General features: G+C 32.6%; 14 protein-coding genes. 11 read left to right on the forward strand and 3 right to left on the reverse strand.

Features of this window, described 5'->3' with window-relative positions:
- Positions 1–14: 14 nt before the first annotated feature.
- Positions 15–1526: a hypothetical protein gene (locus QPK35_RS07800; RefSeq protein WP_290033387.1), complete on the reverse strand. Its 1512-nt coding sequence runs from the start codon at positions 1524–1526 to the stop codon at positions 15–17.
- A 251-nt stretch (positions 1527–1777) separates the two neighbouring features.
- Here QPK35_RS07800 and hdcC point away from each other — a divergent pair, with 251 nt between their 5' ends.
- The 7 genes from hdcC to QPK35_RS07835 all read left to right on the forward strand — a co-directional run bounded on the left by hdcC (position 1778) and on the right by QPK35_RS07835 (position 10186).
- Entirely contained in the window at positions 1778–3241 is a 1464-nt protein-coding gene (gene hdcC / locus QPK35_RS07805; protein WP_290033388.1) for a histidine-histamine antiporter, read from the forward strand.
- 86 nt (positions 3242–3327) lie between these two features.
- Positions 3328–4263, forward strand: coding sequence for a histidine decarboxylase, pyruvoyl type (hdcA, locus tag QPK35_RS07810; protein ID WP_290033389.1), 936 nt, complete (start codon positions 3328–3330; stop codon positions 4261–4263).
- Between the two features lie 17 nt (positions 4264–4280).
- On the forward strand, positions 4281–4739 hold the full coding sequence (hdcB, locus tag QPK35_RS07815; RefSeq protein WP_290033390.1) for a histidine decarboxylase maturation protein HdcB: 459 nt from the start codon (positions 4281–4283) through the stop codon (positions 4737–4739).
- Positions 4740–5034: 295 nt separating this feature from the next.
- Positions 5035–6312, forward strand: a complete 1278-nt coding sequence (gene hisS, locus QPK35_RS07820) for a histidine--tRNA ligase (RefSeq protein WP_290033391.1) — start codon at positions 5035–5037, stop codon at positions 6310–6312.
- Positions 6313–6734: 422 nt separating this feature from the next.
- Positions 6735–7592, forward strand: a complete 858-nt coding sequence (locus tag QPK35_RS07825; RefSeq protein WP_290033392.1) for a hypothetical protein — start codon at positions 6735–6737, stop codon at positions 7590–7592.
- Positions 7593–7751: 159 nt separating this feature from the next.
- Positions 7752–9062, forward strand: a complete 1311-nt coding sequence (locus tag QPK35_RS07830; RefSeq protein WP_290033394.1) for a glycosyltransferase family 2 protein — start codon at positions 7752–7754, stop codon at positions 9060–9062.
- A gap of 17 nt (positions 9063–9079) precedes the next feature.
- Complete coding sequence (locus tag QPK35_RS07835; RefSeq protein WP_290033395.1) at positions 9080–10186, forward strand: family 8 glycosyl hydrolase; 1107 nt, start codon at positions 9080–9082, stop codon at positions 10184–10186.
- Positions 10187–10221: 35 nt separating this feature from the next.
- On the opposite strand, the gene QPK35_RS07840 is transcribed toward QPK35_RS07835, so the two are convergent.
- On the reverse strand, positions 10222–10731 hold the full coding sequence (locus tag QPK35_RS07840) for a hypothetical protein (protein WP_290033396.1): 510 nt from the start codon (positions 10729–10731) through the stop codon (positions 10222–10224).
- A gap of 88 nt (positions 10732–10819) precedes the next feature.
- Positions 10820–13474 (reverse strand): calcium-translocating P-type ATPase, PMCA-type, encoded by a 2655-nt coding sequence (locus QPK35_RS07845; protein ID WP_290033397.1) that lies wholly within the window; start codon positions 13472–13474, stop codon positions 10820–10822.
- A gap of 224 nt (positions 13475–13698) precedes the next feature.
- On the opposite strand from QPK35_RS07845, the gene QPK35_RS07850 reads away from it, so the two are divergent.
- The 4 genes from QPK35_RS07850 to QPK35_RS07865 all read left to right on the forward strand — a co-directional run bounded on the left by QPK35_RS07850 (position 13699) and on the right by QPK35_RS07865 (position 18737).
- Positions 13699–14262 (forward strand): peroxiredoxin, encoded by a 564-nt coding sequence (locus QPK35_RS07850; protein ID WP_290033398.1) that lies wholly within the window; start codon positions 13699–13701, stop codon positions 14260–14262.
- A 282-nt stretch (positions 14263–14544) separates the two neighbouring features.
- Positions 14545–16509: a SpaA isopeptide-forming pilin-related protein gene (locus QPK35_RS07855; protein WP_290033399.1), complete on the forward strand. Its 1965-nt coding sequence runs from the start codon at positions 14545–14547 to the stop codon at positions 16507–16509.
- A 544-nt stretch (positions 16510–17053) separates the two neighbouring features.
- Positions 17054–17851 carry a bifunctional hydroxymethylpyrimidine kinase/phosphomethylpyrimidine kinase gene (thiD, locus tag QPK35_RS07860; RefSeq protein ID WP_290033400.1) on the forward strand — a complete coding sequence of 266 codons (798 nt, stop codon included), beginning with the start codon at positions 17054–17056 and terminating at the stop codon, positions 17849–17851.
- A gap of 88 nt (positions 17852–17939) precedes the next feature.
- Positions 17940–18737, forward strand: a complete 798-nt coding sequence (locus tag QPK35_RS07865; protein ID WP_290033401.1) for an SDR family NAD(P)-dependent oxidoreductase — start codon at positions 17940–17942, stop codon at positions 18735–18737.
- The last annotated feature ends 31 nt before the right edge of the window (positions 18738–18768 follow it).

Raw genomic sequence — 18768 nt, forward strand, 5'->3', positions numbered from 1 at the left:
TTTGTCTCGTCTTTTTATTTTCTTTCTAAAAGTAAATATTTATTAATATATTGGTCATTAATTTTTTGTTCATCAATTAATCTATAGTTTTTATAAACAACCTTATTCCATTTATTTGCATTTTTATAATTTGAATCAATACAAATTACATATTTAACTTTTCTTTTTTTTATAATATTTAATTGTGCATTAATAAAAGGCCTATATTCACCATCATGGTGCATATTCATTTTATTAAAATATTTAGTTGGAGGCATAATGCCTAAATAGTTGTACCAACCACTATCTAACTCATTAAAATCTAAGACAGAAACATTTTTTGGATTTTTTTTCATTAAATTAGCAAATCTTACTTGATATGGAGTATAACCAAATAAATTAGAATTAAAAATACTAGGATTTTCTGTTATAATTCCTAAAAAAGTAAAAAATGATACAATTGGAATTAAAAAACTAGTTTTTATTCTATAATCTTTTAATTTTATTGCAAGCCAAGATAAAGAAAGCACTACAAAAGGAATAGCAAGTAATTGATAATAAGAATACATTATTCCAGCAATAGTTTCAACAGCCATATTGCAGAAAATCATAGATAAAAGAACTAATTTTGCGTTAGTTTGTTTTACTAGACTTGAACTGAAAATGAGTATATATGGAATTAAAATCACTAAAAGCCATATAATTATATTTTGTCTTAAAAATGGTACTAAACTATGAGAAATAATAAAAAATAAATGTTTTAGAAAAGTTTCATTAGATAATCCGCCATATAAGTAGTTCCATCCAAAATATCCCCAAACGAGATCGTTAAATGCATGATTAATAAGAAAATAACCAAAAACAAAAGCAGTAGGGAACATAAATCCTAAAAGACTATAATAAATCATTTTTTTAATTTCTATATAATCTTTTTGTTTTATTAAAATGAAAAAATTGCATAGATAAAATGCAAGCCAGGCACCTAAACATGTGTATTTAATCCAAAAAACAAATCCTACAGAAAATCCTAAAAATAAATATTGTTTTTTTGTTGCTTTATAATTATTATTGATAATCTTAAAAGTTAAATAAATTAAAATAAAAATAAATGAAAGGATAAATTCTTCTGCTTCTCCACCATTCATAAATGAATCATAATTTAATAAAATAAAGGGATAAATTAATGTGAGAATTAAAGACCAATTTTTAGATTTTGAAACTAATAAAATAGTTTTATAAATAAATGTAACACTGATCCATAAAGCAATAGTTTCTAAAATAAAAATTCCAAAATAATTTGTTCCAATTTTAATTGGAGAAAAAATTGCATATAAAAAGAAAATTATAGGACCTTTGATATCCAATAAATCTTTATAAGGAATTAGTCCATGCATAATGCCTCGTCCAATTGTTAGATAAATCGAAGGATCTTCAGAAAAATTATATTTATATAACGGAGAAAAGTGTGAGCATAGTAATAATGCAAAACATGAAAAAATGTATAAATAAATATAATGTCCATAATTTTTAAATATCTTTTTAATCAACTAACTTCACCTCAATTTTTCAGTCAATTCCTATAATACAAAAAAATTTTAAAGTATACTATGCTTTATTCCATATCATTAACAAATATTAAATTTAATTAGTATTGTTTCCGTGATTAATATATATTGCACGATGCAAATTTTCTTGGCAAAAAAGAGTATAAATTATTTTAATAAAATAAAACATTTTATAATAAAAATTGAAAGAGATATTTTGTTTTCTCCTAATTTTAGGAAAGGGAGTCATTTAAATGAATGACAAAGCAACAACTAAAAAAGATGCTGGTAAATTAGGCTTAATTGGTTTAATTGCATTAGCAGTTAGTGCAATGGTTGGTAGTGGGGTTTTTGATTTACCAAAAAACATGTCACAGGTTGCAGGACTAGATGCCCAAGTTTTAGCATGGATCACTACAGGAATTGGAATATGGTTTATTGCTGAAATGTTTGTAATCTTAAGTGATGTTCATCCTGAATTAAAAGCCGGACTATACAAATATGGGGAAGTTGGTTTTGGTCCATTTGTTGGTTTCTTTACAGCATGGGGATATTTTGTTTGTGAATGTTTTGCTAATGTTGCTTATGCGGTATTAGTAATGAGTACACTTGACTACTTCTTCCCAGGTACATTTACCGGTGGTAGTAATTGGCCTTCAGTAATTGGAGCATCAATTATTACATGGTTAATAACTGCATTAGTTTTACGCGGAGTTGAAGTTTCAAGTACAGTACAAAAAGTTGCAACTGCAATTATGTTATCTGTTATGGTTATTTTTCTAGCAACTGTTGCTGTACATTTTAATCCACATACTTTTACTTTAAATGCTACTGCTACACATGCAGTAAGTTCTGTAAGTGATAAACCATTAGGAAGTGTCACTTCACAATTACTCAATACAATGATGATCACATTATGGCTATTTGGTGGTATTGAAGGAGCAGTTGTTATGTCTGGGAAAGCAAGAGATCCTAAACAAGTTCCAAAGGCAACAGTAATTGGATTTATTATTTGTTTAGCATTATTTGCTTTAACAGGAATTTTATCATTAGGTGCATATTCATATGGCCAATTAGCAAATATGACATCACCATCAACAGCATATATTTTAACTTCATTATGGCATAACAATTTGGGACGTGACCTAATTACATTTGGCTTGTTAGTTGCGGTATTTTCAAGTTGGATTTCATGGGTTCAAATGTTATCAGAATTACCACAACATGCTGCTGAAGAAGATCATGCATTTCCACAAATATTTGCTAAAAAATCAAAAAGAAATGTCCCAATTGTATCTGTACTTGTAGCTACTGTAATTATGCAAATTATCATTATCTTTGCTCATTTTGATAATAATGCATATCAAATGTTATTAACTATTACAGGTACAATGACGGTCGCACCATATATGGTAAGTGCAATGTACTTAATTAAAATTGGTGCTAAGAAAGATTTATTCCCAGATAATACAAAGCATAAACGTGTTAACGGATTAATTATTGGAATTTTAGCATTTTTATATACAGTGATTATGGGGTTAGCTGCAGGAATTAAATATATTGCAATTTCATTCATCGTATATGCTATCGGAATTCCAGTATATATTTGGGCAAGAAAAGAACAACATGAGAAAAAAATCTTTAATATTGGGGAGCTAATATTTGCGATTATTATTGTAATCGTTGCTATAATCGGATTTTTTGTTCTAATAAAATAATGTTGAAAACGTTTTCTTAAGGAATATAATATAAGTAGGGAGAAAATAATTTATATCTTTTAATAAAAATGTGGGGGGTCTTTAAAATGGCTAAAATAGATTTAACATTAAACAAACAAGGAATTGATAGAATTGCAATTAGTCCATATACAAAATATTCACGTGGATATATGGAACCTGGAAACATTGGTAATGGTTATGTAACAGGATTAAAGGTTGATGCAGGTGTACGAGACAAATCAGGCGATGATGTCTTAGATGGAATCGTCTCATATGATCGTGCTGAAACTAAAAATGCATATATTGGTCAAATAAATATGACTACAGCTTCAAGTTTTACAGGACCACAAGGCCATGTAATTGGATATGATATTTTAAGAAATCCAGAGGTGGATTCTGCTAAACCATTATTTACAGTTAAACAATGGGATGGTAGTAGTTTACCAATTTATGATGCAAAACCACTTCAAGATGCATTAGTAGAATATTTTGGAGTAGAAAAGGAAAGACGTCATTATCCTGCTCCAGGAAGTTTTATTGTATGTGCTAATAAAGGTGTTACAGCAGAACGTCCTAAGGAAGATCAACCATTAAAACCTGGACAAGGTTATGGAGTTTGGTCAGCAATTGCTATTTCTTTTGCTAAAGATCCAGAAAAGAATTCAAGCATGTTTATTGAAGATGCAGGAGTATGGGAAACTCCAAATGAAGATGAATTGTTAGAATTCTTAGATGGTAGAAGAAATGCCATTGCTAAATCTATTGCTGAATGTGGAGCGGATGCAGAAACTTCATTCGAAAGCTCATGGATTGGTTTTGCACATACAATGATGAAACCAGGACAAATTGGAAATGCAATAACAGTAGGACCATACTTCTCCTTACCAGTTGATTCTATTCCAAATGGTTCAATTTTGACACCAGATAAAGATATGGAAATTATGGAACAACTATCCTTGCCTGAATGGCTTGATAAAATGCAATATGAATCACTTATAAAGAAATATAATGTTAAATATTAATTTTTGAGGTATTGTATATGAATGGTAATAGGATATTACAAGAGATACCAGATAAAATTAATCAAGTAATAGTTGATGTAGAAAATAATAAGCAAATTTTGTGTGCTATTGGTAGAAATAAAATTTATTTAATTAAAGCTAACATCTTGCAAAATAAGAAAAGGGAACATATAGTTGATGTTGATTTTATAAGTGGTGTTCCAAATGGAAAATTAAAAATCAAATTTGATAATGGTGAGATTTGGAATTTTACTAATATTATCAAAGGAAGAGTTTTTGATTTTAAACAAGAACTAATGCCTGGAAAAATTAATGAAGCAGGCTATGATAATACTATTCGTGGTGAATTTCCACAATTATTAGATTTGGATCATGCTGAAGAAATCGATAAATTAAGACGATATATGCAAAGTGGATTTATAAGTCATTATGAATATGATGATTGTAATCCAGTTTATCCCAAAGCAGGAAAATAAAAATAGTGAGCAAGTAAAAAGTATCTATTGTAAATGACAGAGATCCACAATTTGATGAGAAGTGGGATTTAGTACGTTACACGCTTGTGAATTGTTCAAATGAAAGTATTAAACGATTAGTTTGTTCCGCAGAGATGCGTTATCATCTATAAGTTAGTTAGACTATCTTAATGAGGTAATAATCGTGAGGTTATTACAAAATGAGGTGGGACAGCGTTCGTTTATAACGCCCTCAAAAGTATTTATAAATACTTTTGAGGGCGTTTTTTTATAAATTTAGAAAGGAAGAAAAAACATGGAATATCAAAAACCAAAAGGAACTGTTGACATTTTACCTGGGCAATCAGAAATATGGGAGAAAATTGAGCTTAATGCAAGAGAAACCTTTCATTTATATGGTTATCATGGAATTCGAACTCCAATTTTTGAAGATTATAACGTTTTTGCTAGAAATGTAGGAGATACATCAGATATTGTTACAAAAGAGATGTATGATTTTAATGATAAAGGTAATCGCCATATTGCTTTAAGGCCAGAGGGGACGGCAGGAACTGTAAGAGCATATGTAGAAAATAAATTATATGGCCCAGAATATTCAAAACCATACAAAGTTTATTATATGGGACCAATGTTTAGATATGAGAGACCACAATCTGGAAGACAACGTCAGTTTAATCAAATTGGAGTAGAAGCTTTAAATACAGAATCACCACAAGTAGATGTAGAAGTAATTTCAATGGCAATGAATTTATTTAAGAAGTTAGGCATTAAAAATATCAAATTAGTAATAAATTCTTTGGGCGATAGTGAATCAAGAGATAACTATCGTAAAGCATTGATTAACTATCTTGAACCTTACTTTAATGAGCTAAGTGAAGATTCACAAAGTCGTTTATACAAAAATCCTTTGCGGGTACTAGATAGTAAAGATGAGAAGGATCAAGAAATAATAAAAAATGCGCCTTCTATACTTGACTATTTAAATGAATATTCGGCTGATTATTTTGAAAAAGTAAAAGAATTACTTACAGAACTAAATATTACGTTTGAAGTTGATTATCGAATGGTACGAGGACTTGATTATTATACACATACTATTTTTGAAATAATGTCAGATTCTAATGCCTTCGGAAATAAATACACTACTGTTTGTGCTGGTGGACGGTATAATGGGCTAATTTCACAATTAGGTGGTCCAGATGAAGGTGGTATTGGTTTTGGAATGGGAGTTGAACGGTTAATTTTACTCTTAAATGAAGAAAATCCTGATTTTATAACCAATAATAAGATCGATTTATTTTTAGTATCTGCAGATAGTTTAGGTGATAATTTAGCATTCATAATAGTAGACAAATTACGAAAAAAAGGAATTTATGCTGAAAAATCATATATAAATAGTAAAGTAAAAACTCAAATTAAAGAGGCAATTAGAAAAAATGCAAAGTATTATGCTGTAATTGGAAAAAATGAATGTGAAAGTAAAGCTATTGAAATAAAAGAATCTAATAAAGATAATGTAGAAAAAGTTAATATAGCGGAATTAGTTCAAAATCCCCATGATTTTCTGCATTAGAAAAGCCTTTTTTACAAAATGATTAAGTTTTTTACAATATTTTTAGATTTTGCAAAATCATTTTAATTTGATATCAATATTGATGCGTTATGATAGATAACATAGTCATCAAATGACTGTTTTATAAAATTTTCTTTTTTTAATGGTACCTATTGATCCTAAAAGAAGAGATAGCTCAAAAAACTACCTCTTCTTTTTTTGGCTCAAGAATAAGAAAAGTATTTATCTAAAAATAATTTAAAGATAACTATTTAAATTTAAATTAATATAGTTCGTGATTTATTTAACTTTCTTATTATTATTTAAAAATATTTATTAAGATAAGTTTAAAAAACTTTAAATCGGATATTAATTTGGTTAAAATGGTTACTTATCCGAGTAAAATGTAAAAGGTTGGAAATATTTATGAGGAGGATATAGATATGCGAAGAAAGTATCGTTTATCTTTAGAACGAGCAATTGCATTGTTAATTGCAATCATTATCTTACTTTTAGTTGGAAGCATTGATATGCCAATTAATATTTTTTACCCAATGGCAGCATTGTGTTTAGTTGGTTCAATAGTAGGACTATTTTTACCTAGTATCCTAACTACTTGGCTAATTATTTTTTCATTTATTATTGGTGTATTTATGGTCATTATTGGATATATTTTAATACCAATTTGGGAGAGAACAATTGTAGTCATCGCACTTCCATTGATGTTGGGGTTATCATCATTGATTAAAATTCGTGCGGGTAGTATTGCAAGTGCAAAATTAAGTAAAGACCAAATTATCAAATATTCCAATGAACGTGATGTTACTACAAACTTATGGAATACTCAAGAAGCCGAGGACTTCTATAACAAGTGTATTGATTTTTTAAAACAAACTAAGATTCCTGCGGCTGAATTCAGTGCTACTTTGATTTACTGGTCACACAGTGAACAATATCATCAAATTGACGCTGATGAAACAGCCACAGTTTTGAAGAAAATCGGACAACAACTTCGAAATACCCGTGTTCCAAGTGAAAGAGTGTTTTATTTGGAAGAAGGATATTTCCTTGTGCTCGGTTCAATCAACTCAAAAATTGTGTTAAATAAACTAAATGAACGTAGTATGGAAACCATGGAAAAGACTGCTTTCCATACAGATGAAAGTGAAACTAAAATTCAATTCCAATGTTCAGACTTAATTATCACTAATGAAAATGTTGACAAGTACAAAGACTTTAAACAATTAACGAAAAAATTAGTGCGTGAACATGAAATGGAAATTATTCGTGAATATCAATAGGAGAAGTAGCAATGCTTGTATATTTTTACTATATTTCATTATTTATTACATCGACTTTTGCAATCGTTGCCTTCATTCTAACAATCGCAATGATTAAGATTTACGTTAATGTTCTTCGAAACTTTAGGACAACAAATAGAAAGGTGAAAACACAAAACAATGACAAGTGAAATACTAATGATCACTACTTTGATAGCGATTTGGATTTCGTTGTTCATGGCGTTGGTTGTCGTTTGTTCTGCAACACACTTTTGGTTAAAGCAAAGTAAGAAAGTTACCGAAATCAAACCATTAAAACGATATCCTAAAGTAACTATTATTGTTCCTGCCCATAACGAAGATGTTGTTATTAAGCCAACGGTTGAAGCCATCTTAAACTTGAATTATCCAGCAGATAAAATCGAGTTGTTATTATACGCTGATAACTGTGAAGATAATACTTATCAAGTAATGCAAGAGGTTGTTGGTCAACCACAATATCAAGGCCGTGATGTCACTGTAATTAATCGTCATGGGACAGGAAGTAAGGCGGGAGTTTTAAATGAAGCTATGGCACGTGCTAAAGGTGAATACCTTTGTATATATGATGCTGATGCGATGCCAGAAGAAAATGCCTTACACTTCTTAGTTGAAAAAGCCTTAGAGAATCCGGAACGCCACGTGGCTGTCTTTGGACGTAACAAGACACGGAATGCTAAACAAAATTTCCTTACAAAATGTATCAATCAGGAAATTGTTGTTACTCAAAGAATCCAACACGTTGGTTTATGGCACTTATTCAAAATTGGCCGGATTCCAGGAACAAACTTTATTATTCAAACAAAATTTGTTAAAAGCATCGGTGGTTGGTCAAAAGGGGCGCTAACTGAAGATACAGATATTTCCTTCAAGATTATGCAAAGTGGGAAATTAATCGCGTTAGCCTTTAACTCTGAAGCCTTCCAACAAGAACCGGAAACACTCAAAGCCTATATGATGCAACGGAAACGATGGGCTAAAGGTAACTATCAAGTAGTTATCTCAAACTTTAAGCATTTATTCGATAATAGTAACTGGCGAGTTAAATTAGAAACATTCTATTATGCATGTACATTCTTTGCCTTTAACTTAGCAATTATTCTATCAGACTTTGTTTTCTTATCTAATATTGTCTGCATGGGCTTAGAAGCATTCATGCCAGGAATTCAATTACCATTTACATTTGGTGAACGTAATATCTATTTAGTGCAAATCCTGTTATTTAACTGGTTATTGATGATTTTACTCTATCTTATCCAAGTTAATATTGCGATGTCGACGCAAATGGGACAAGCAACGGCACAACAAGTCTGGATTGCACTTGCTGGATATTTCACTTACTCTCAATTATTCATTATCATTTCCGTCGATGCTTTAAGTTCAGTAATTCTAGATAAGATTTTACGAAGAGACGGAACCAAGTGGGTCAAGATGAAACGATTTAATGATTGACATGGGAGGTTTTAGGATTGAAAAAATCATACAATCGACTAATTATCCTACCATTTATTACGATAGTAGTATTAGTTTTAAGTATTTTGTATTTAAGAAGTAGTAGTCAAAGACAACTTAGTACGAGTTACTATGAACAGTGGGAACATACATACATTAAAGAAACAGATCATGGGAAGAGTGCATATATTGACTCTCAACCCAAAGCTAAACATCCAGTTTCAATTTCCGAGGGACACGGATATGGGATGTTGATATGCGCTCTTGAAGGTAAGAAGGGAAAGGTTTCGCAACAAGAATTTGAGAAACTCAACAACTATTACCTTAATCACCGCATGGATTCAACTGCTTTAATGTCATGGAAACAAATAATTTACAAAAACAAAATCAAAGATGAAAAGAATAACGCTACTGATGGTGACATCTATATTGCTTATGCTTTGATTCAAGCAGCTAAGGCTTGGCCTGATTCAAAAGATAAATATCTCGGCGAAGCTAAAGCCATTCTAAATGATATTTTTAAATATAACTATAATGATGAATTAAAAATCCTAACCGTTGGTAACTGGGCAGGTAAAGATTCTAAGTACTATAACATGATTAGAACTTCAGATGTTATGCCAGTTCAATTTGATGCATTCTACCACACTACACATGATAAACGTTGGTTAGAAGTAAAAGCATCAATGTTAGGTCATCTAAAACAACTTAGCGACCAACATAAATCTGGATTAGTACCAGACTTTGCCTGGGTAACAGAAGATTCAGCTAAACCAGTTGGTCCTAATACTGTTGCTTCAAAATATGACGGTGAATATTATTACAATGCTTGTCGTGTTCCTTATAACTTAGCACGTGCAGAAGATGAAGAATCTAAAGCTATCTTGAATAAGATGATGGATTATTTCCTTTCTAAAAACCGTATCTATGCCGGTTATTACTTGAATGGAAAAATCATCGATCGTCATCAATCAAGAACTTTCGGTGCTCCAATCTTATTTGCTGCCATCTGCAATAAGAAACAATATGACAAACTTTTTGAACAAGAAAAATTCATCTTAATGGAACCAATTTCACGTAACAACTATTACGAAGCTGTATTAACAGTTTTAGTTGCTGTGTAATTCAAAAAAGAGATTAGCAATTGCTAATCTCTTTTTTATTGTGCTACATGAACAATTGTGCCATCTTCATATACACGATAAATTCCCATAGAACCAGTTTTCCCATGGAGTTTATCAGACATTGAAACTAATGAAACGGTATAGTATTGTCCATTTTGGTCAGTGCCATTATATGCAGGATCATTTCCCGGGACAACATCACTATTATTACCATAACCAAGTTGTTGTTTTAAGTAATTTTCTGCTTCAGTTGCATTATTGATTTTAACAGCAGTTGATGAATTTGAACTTGCAGTCGTTGAACTGCTACTTTCAGTTATTGCAGTTACACTCTTTGTTGTCTCAATAGAATCAGCATCAACCGGTTCTGTATTTTGTTCAGTACTACTTTCTTCATTAAATTGACTAGTTTTCTTTGAATGCACGCTTCTAGCACTTGAACGTTCTGTTTGAGGCTTACTGTCATGGTGTTGAGTTGTTGATTGACAACCAGTTAAACCAATTACCGCCATCCAGGTTAAAATTAATCCAATCCTTTTTTTCATATCAATCCCTCTTTTATTTATATATAAAATTATACTCTTAAAAGACAGCAAAAAAGCAAGTCAATTTGACTTGCTCTTAAATATTTAATTAGCCATTTTTAGCAACTGTTTTACGTTGAATTAATTTGACAATTTCAACAATTGTTACTAATAAGATTCCAGCAATGAGAACCACAATCCATTGTTGAGCTGCTAATTGAGTAACATGGAATGTTTGGTTAAATCCTGGAATAAAGATCGTTGCAGCTAGTAATAATGCTGAAACTAGGATTGACCAGTTAAAGAACTTGTTGTTGAAAATGTTACGGTTGAAAATCGTTCCATGTAATGACTTACAGTTAAATGCATGGAAGAGTTGTAATAATCCTAACGTTACATATGCCATCGTTAACGCATCGGCATGAATTGCAGCGCTTGTGTGATGGAATGGGAAATGTAACGCATACCAGTAAACGCCAAGTGTAATCAAACCTTCAAGGATTCCTTGATAAATGATACTTGAACCAACACCGTTGGATAGGAAAGTTGAATTTTTGCCACGTGGCTTGCGTTTCATGACGCCTTTCTCACTTGGTTCAACTCCTAAAGCAATTGCAGGGAAAGTATCGGTTACTAGGTTGATCCATAAAATTTGGACTGGAGCAAAAATTGTCCATCCAAGGAATGTCATCATCGAAAGCGTTAAGACTTCACCTAAGTTAGCAGAAAGTAAGTATTGAATTGCTTTCTGGATGTTAGCAAAGACTTTACGACCTTCCTTAACCGCTACGATGATTGTTGCAAAGTTATCATCAGCTAAGACAATATCAGATGCATTTTTAGAAACTTCAGTTCCGGTAATTCCCATTCCGACACCGATATCAGCGGTTTTAAGGGCTGGAGCATCATTGACACCGTCACCAGTCATCGCAACAATCTTCCCATGTGATTGCCAAGCTTTAACGATTCTTACTTTATGTTCGGGTGCAACTCGTGCAAAGACAGAGTATTTAGTAATGTTTTTGCGTAACTCTTTGTCTGACATCTGATCAAGTTCATGTCCTGTGATGACACCTTGTGTATCATCAGGAGCAATAATCCCTAAACGAATAGCGATTGCACGTGCAGTATCTTTGTGGTCTCCAGTAATCATTAATGGACGAATTCCAGCTTCTTTAGCTTCTTTGACTGCGGCAGCGACTTCTGGACGTTGTGGATCTATCATCCCTGTTAATCCTACAAAAATTAAATCTTTTTCGTAGTTTTCAGAAGTGAAATCAGCATCTACACTTGTTAATGGCCGGTAAGCATAACTTAGAACACGTAGAGCTTCACTCGCAAGTTGTTTGTTTACTGCTAAAATTTTTGCTTTATCATCTGCGGTAAATTCACGTACTTGACCATGATCTAAGATTTTAGTTACACGTTGAAGCAATTCATCAACTGCTCCTTTAGTCATTACGTAACATTGGTCATCGCGATCTTTAACGATTGCCGACATTAATTTACGTTCTGAATCAAATGGAATTGAACCCACTCGTTTGAAGTGATTCTCAACAGTAGCAACTTTATCATGATGATCATAGAAGTATTGAATCAATGCTGTTTCAGTTGGATCACCGACAAGTCCATCTGGAGTTTGTTGGCTATCGTTAGCTAAAATCATGATTTCTGGCAATTTAGCAGTCATATCTGCTTTGAAATCTTGAGCATCAATTAACTGACCGTTTTGATAGAATTTTTCAACAGTCATTTTGTTTTGCGTCAATGTTCCTGTTTTATCAGAAGCGATGATTTCAGTAGCACCAAGAGTTTCAACTGCAGGGAGTTTCCGCACAAGTGCTTGGCGTTTAGCCATTTTTTGTGTTCCCAGTGCTAAGGTGATAGTAACAATTGCAGGTAATCCTTCTGGAATTGCGGCTACTGCAAGTGAGATTGCTGTTAGCAACATATCTAAGACTGATTCACGACCAGTAATGATTCCAAAGACAAGAATGATAATCGCAATTACTAAAATCAATACACTTAAAACTTTACTTAAATGAGTAATGTTCTTTTGTAATGGAGTTAAGGCGTTATCCACATCGTTAAGCATTGAAGCAATGTGTCCCACTTGAGTTTTCATTCCAATTGAGGTTACAACTGCCTCTGCCGTTCCATAAGTAACACTGGTGTTCATGAAACCAAGGTTGTGTTGCTCTCCCAATGGTGGGTTATCTTCTTCAATTACTTGGGTATTTTTTTCAACAGGGACTGATTCACCTGTTAACGCGGCTTCTTCAATTTTTAGGTTTTGACTAGAGATAAAACGGACATCAGCAGGAACAATATCACCGGCTTCAAGCAAGACGATATCACCAGGAACAAGATCTTCACTTTTGATCTGAATCACTGTTCCATTGCGACGAACTCGCGAAGTTGGTGTTGTCATCTCTTGAAGGGCGTCAATCGCATTTTCTGCTTTGGCTTCTTGGAAAACGCCGAAGAGGGCATTTAATAGAATAACAACTAAGATGATCAATGCATCTGAAACTTCGCCAGCAAGCATCGCAACGATGGCAGCGACAATCAAGATGACGATCATCAAATCTTTGAATTGAGAAATGAATTTTTGCAATAAGGTTGTATGTTTTTTCGCCTGAAGTACATTTTTACCGTCTTTTTGTTGACGTTGTTGTGCTTCCTGACTTGTAAGTCCTTGGGAAGTAGTTCCTAATTGTTGCATAACTTCCTGGGCTGTCATTTGATAAAATTTCGATTTCAATCTATATGAAAATCCTCCTCAAAAATAACTTTATATTATACACCTATAATTTATCATATTTGGAAATTAAAATATATAAGAAATCTAACGATATAATAATTTATTTGTACAAATTTTATAAAGATATATAATACTTTTAAAGTTTTTAATAGAGTTGGCCTTGAGAGACGATATTAGTATTAAAAAAATAATATTTCATTTATAATGAAGTCGAGGTGATTTTTATGAACTATATTGGGAAAGAAATAGATGATTTTAAGGTAGATGCTCTTTACAAGAATGACACAATTACAGTTACTAAGAAAGATATGTTAGGTCACTGGAGCATTTTACTTTTTTATCCTGCTGATTTTTCATTTATCTGTCCAACAGAACTTGAAGCTCTTGAAGGACTTTATGATAAATTCAAGGCAGCAGGTGCTGAAATTTACTCATGTTCAGAAGATACCAAATTTGTCCACAAAGCATGGAAAGATGCCTCACCTGAAATTGCTAAAATTGAATATCCAATGTTAGCTGATCCAGCAGGTAAACTTGCACGTGCCTTTGATGTATTGAATGAAGATTCAGGTCAAGCATACCGTGGAGTATTTATTATTGATCCTGATGGCGTTATTCAATCATATACAATCAATAACATGGGAATTGGTCGTAATGCTGATGAAATGTTGAGAACACTCGAAGCTGCTCAATTCGTCCGTGAACATGGTGATCAAGTTTGTCCTGTAAACTGGAAGCCAGGCGAAAAAACATTGAAGCCAGGTTTGGATTTAGTTGGAAAACTTTAATCAGAATTTGAATTAAAAAGCAAAGCACAAAGTCTTTTAATTTAGGCTTTGTGCTTTTTTTGCAGTTAAAAAAGCTTAAAGATCATCGAAGAAATCATTAAGCTTTTGTTAGTTTATTAGTAATTATCCTTTATAGAAACACTACGATAGCATCTAATCCCAGTAATATCAATGTGTTGGACCGCTTGTGATCAAATTGCATTGGCTTATAGATTGGTGTTAAGATAAGCCGTGCTTTTTTAATCCACTAATAAAATAAGATCGATGGGAGGAGATGGAAAGTTGGATAAACGTAATTTTAAATTCCATAAAATGACTTTGGTAGCAATCATGACATTGATTTGTTCTGTGTTAATTAATCCACTCTCAGCTATTGCGAATACAACCAAAGCACAAGACAGTGCAAATGTGAAAATTACGAGCATAAGTAGTAGTGTATCAAATGTAAAGGATGGTCAACGGTTAAAAATTTCCGTCAGTTTCCAAGGAAATGGTAAAGTTCAGCCGGGTGAACAAATTGTGATGGATTTACCTGAAGCTACTGATACGACTGGTGGTTTATATGGGTTGAAAGCTAATTATGAAATTAATGCATCATTTGGCGGAAAGGTTGTTGAAAATGCAGCAACTGCTCACGTTGAAGGGCATACAGTTACAATTACCTTTAATGAACCAATCACTCAACTAACAAGTGGTTTTTCGGGTTCTTTTAATTTCTATGTTCAAGCTGAAAAGAGTCTTTCTGGTGAAAATGCACCAGTGAGTCCTGATTGGGGTGTTGATATTGATGGGCCTACAATCACGATTGAAGATGACCCTACAGCAGATGATAATAGTGGAACAACTGAAGATACACAAACTAAACCAGATGTTTCTAAAGCAAAATTAACTAAGGCCGCTGTTATTGGTAAAGATGGTAACATCAACTGGATTATTAATGGGACTGTTCCTGAAGGAGTAACAGGAAACATTGTAATTACTGATGATCCTAATCCAGCAGGGAAAGTTGATTGGAGCAGTTTCATTCTTTCAGTTACAACTTCAAGTGGATACTCTGAAAATTATACAATCAATGATTTATCACGTTTAGGAGCAACAATTGAAACGGATGATCCAGAAGAGGGTGCCTTTGTATTAACAATCCCAGAGTGGTCATTATCTGGTACAGCATGGCAAATTAACTACCGTACAATTGTAAGTGATGATGTTCAAGTCGGATCTGTTATTAGTAATGACGTTACAATGGCATATCCAGGAAATAATATGAATGCTAGCAAAGATGTCATTATTGAATCTAATGGTTCTGGTGAAATCACTGGCTTAGAAGGTAGTACATTGACATTAATCAAACAAGATGAAACTATACATGAAGCTTTAGCAGGTGCAGGTTTTGAATTGATTAATCAAACAACTGGGACAACCGTTACAACTAAGAGTAACGCAGATGGTGAGATTATCTTTAATAATTTAGCTGATGGAACTTATCGTTTGAAAGAAACGGTTGCTCCTGATGGTTATCAATTAAGTGATCAGGAATATCAATTTACGATTACTGATGGAACGATTACCGATTCAAATCTTCCAAGTGACAATATCATTTTGAATAAGAAAATTGCAGCTACAAGTTCTTCAAGTTCAGAGTCAAGTAGCTCATCATCAGAAAGTAGTAGTTCAAGTTCAAAAGATAGTTCAAGCTCATCAAGTTCGGTAATACCAAGTAGTTCATTAATAGAAAGTAGTAGTTCAAGTTCAAAAGATAGTTCGAGCTTATCAAGTTCAGTAATATCAAGTAGTTCATCAATGGAAAGTAGTAGCTCAAGTTCAAAAGATAGTTCGAGCTCATCAAGTTCGGTAATACCAAGTAGTTCATTAATAGAAAGTAGTAGTTCAAGTTCAAAAGATAGTTCGAGTTCATCAAGTTCGGTAATACCAAGTAGTTCATCAATGGAAAGTAGTAGTTCTAGTTCGATAAGCAAGTCTACAAGTAAGCACAGCTCAACGAGTGCAACTGTAATTAAGCAATCAACGTCAAATTCAAAGAATAATTCAATGAGTTCAGTATTATCAAGTAGTTCTGTAAGCTCTGCTAGCGAAAGTGTAACTGCAACTGAAAATAATGATTCTAGTCAGAAAGAACAACAAAACTTACCGCAAACAGGTGAACGTCATAATGATGTGCTTTCAATGGTTGTTGGTAGTCTCCTTTTAGGAATTGCTGGTTTTGTTGTATTACGTAAAAATAATTAATAGTTAAATTAAAAGGGATGCATTAACATCCCTTTATTTTTTTATAAAAAACAGAGATTGCGTTGGAACAATCTCTGTTTAATAAGGAGTTATCTGAATACTTTAATCATGTTTTGATTTACTAATGTTATTCATATATGTATCATCAACAACTGACACTAATCTTTGTAATTTGTTCTATTTATACAAGTTAGTAATATGAGTGGATATATTTGAAATTGTGACTTTGTTATTCAAAATAATTAGTGTCAGTTTTGTTGATGTTAACGGGCAGTCCCATAATGACTACAATTCATTATGCTGGCTGGACTAAAGCTATTGCCTCCCAACCAAGAACAACATCTATCAAAGAAATCTAAATTCTTTGATATTTTTATTTTAACAAAAATCATTTTTATAAGCAACATTTTGAAATAATGTGTTGGATACAATGTAATTTATTTTGATATACTTTATTTGAAAAGAACAGTTTTCTTGGTATTCAATTCCAAAACATTATAATAAAGTTGTATCAAAAAAATTACTATAATAAGGAGATAGTATGATGACGAATGAATTTCCACAGGTATTAACTATTGCTGGATCAGATTGCGATGGTTCAGCAGGAATGCAAGCAGATATGAATACTTTTTTTGCGCGTAATGTATACGGAATGTCAGTGTTGACTGCATGTGTTGCAGGTAACTCATATGGAATTGAAGATAGCATTACTTTAGCACCAGATTTTATTGCTAAACAGTGCGAAGTATTAGCTAAAGATTTCAAAATCAGGGCAGTAAAAACAGGGATGCTTGCTGATTTAACAACTATCAAAAGTGTAATTAAGTTATTGAAAGAATATGATTTTGGCAAGTTAGTTGTTGATCCTGTAATCATTACTAAACACGGTAATATGTTGCTTGAGGAAGAAGCTTATGATGAATTACGGACTAACTTACTTCCATTAGCGGATATTATTACTCCTAATTTTTATGAAACAGAAAAAATCGCTGAAATTAAATTGAGTAATGAAACAGACATTATGCAAGCTGCTGAAATTTTACAAAGTGATGGGGTTAAAAATATTGTAATTAAAGGCAAGCATGATGGCCAAAGTGATGTTGTGAAAGACTATGTTCGTCTAGAAAATGGCAAGTCATTCTGGTTAAGTCATCCTTTTGTGGACACAGAACATATCAATGGAACTGGCGATACTTTATCAGCATGTATTGTCGCTGAATTGGCTAAGGGCTTCAATGTCGAAGATGCAATTCGCATTGCGGTTAAATACACATATGAATGTATTGCACATCCAATTTCAGTTGGTCATAAGTTTGGTCCAATCAATCACTGGGCAAAATAACTTGATTGCCCATTTTTATTGCATTCAAGTTAAGGTAATTGTACCCATAGGACAATTAAAATACTCTTACCAATAAGGGAGTGATACAATGACAATGACTGATTTTCAAAGAAAATATGGAAAATACGCAGTTTTATTTGGTGGTGCAAAGGGCTTAGGCAAACAAACTGCCTTGAAGTTAGCGGAAAAGGGGCTAAGCATTGTTTGCATTAATGATCGCCAAGATAATTTAGATGCATTTGAAGCTGAATTTCGGAAAACTTTCTCGGTTGATTTTATCCCCGTTCAAGTTGATTTAGGCGAAGAAAATGCTGCATTGGATGTATTTGATGTGACTGATCGGTTAGATGTTGGTTTTGTAAGTTATATCGCTGCATTCCATAAATTTGGTAAGGTTCAAGATATTTCATGGGAAGATTATAAAAAGATGTTGAACATCAATGTAGTTAACTTTACACAGGCAATGAAACATTATATGGGGATTTTCTGTGAACAAGGTCGCGGTGGTATTTTAAATTATTCAAGTTTAACTGCATTGACAAGTTCACCATATAACGTTGAATATGGAGCTGGAAAAGCTTATGTTAAAGCCTTTACACAAGCAATGGCTTACGAAGGCGAAAAAGAAGGTGTTGATGTGATGGTCGCTTCTTTAGGAGCAACAACCACTGAACGTGAATTAAAAGCTCAACCTCAAGGAGAGCTAGGTGCTAAGATTCAAGCAATGGCACTTTCACCAGCAGATACAGTTGATGAAATCTTTGATAATTTTGGCAAAGTGCATTCTTATTATGTTGGGAAACATCCTCAAGAACAGGTTAAAAATTGGCGTTTGCAAAATGATGATGATTCATTAGCTGAATATATGGGTAAATTTTATGAATAAATAAAAAGGTATGGAATTTTCCATACCTTTT

The organism is Ligilactobacillus cholophilus, from assembly GCF_030389495.1.
GTDB lineage: Bacteria > Bacillota > Bacilli > Lactobacillales > Lactobacillaceae > Ligilactobacillus > Ligilactobacillus cholophilus.

Excerpts from the sequence above, each read along its gene's own strand:
- QPK35_RS07840 (WP_290033396.1), bottom strand. The coding sequence starts at position 10,731 with ATGAAAAAAAGGATTGGATTAATTTTAACCTGGATGGCGGTAATTGGT.
- thiD (WP_290033400.1), top strand. The coding sequence starts at position 17,054 with ATGACGAATGAATTTCCACAGGTATTAACTATTGCTGGATCAGATTGC.
- hdcB (WP_290033390.1), top strand. The coding sequence starts at position 4,281 with ATGAATGGTAATAGGATATTACAAGAGATACCAGATAAAATTAATCAA.
- hisS (WP_290033391.1), top strand. The coding sequence starts at position 5,035 with ATGGAATATCAAAAACCAAAAGGAACTGTTGACATTTTACCTGGGCAA.
- QPK35_RS07865 (WP_290033401.1), top strand. The coding sequence starts at position 17,940 with ATGACAATGACTGATTTTCAAAGAAAATATGGAAAATACGCAGTTTTA.
- QPK35_RS07825 (WP_290033392.1), top strand. The coding sequence starts at position 6,735 with ATGCGAAGAAAGTATCGTTTATCTTTAGAACGAGCAATTGCATTGTTA.
- hdcA (WP_290033389.1), top strand. The coding sequence starts at position 3,328 with ATGGCTAAAATAGATTTAACATTAAACAAACAAGGAATTGATAGAATT.
- QPK35_RS07850 (WP_290033398.1), top strand. The coding sequence starts at position 13,699 with ATGAACTATATTGGGAAAGAAATAGATGATTTTAAGGTAGATGCTCTT.
- QPK35_RS07830 (WP_290033394.1), top strand. The coding sequence starts at position 7,752 with ATGACAAGTGAAATACTAATGATCACTACTTTGATAGCGATTTGGATT.
- hdcC (WP_290033388.1), top strand. The coding sequence starts at position 1,778 with ATGAATGACAAAGCAACAACTAAAAAAGATGCTGGTAAATTAGGCTTA.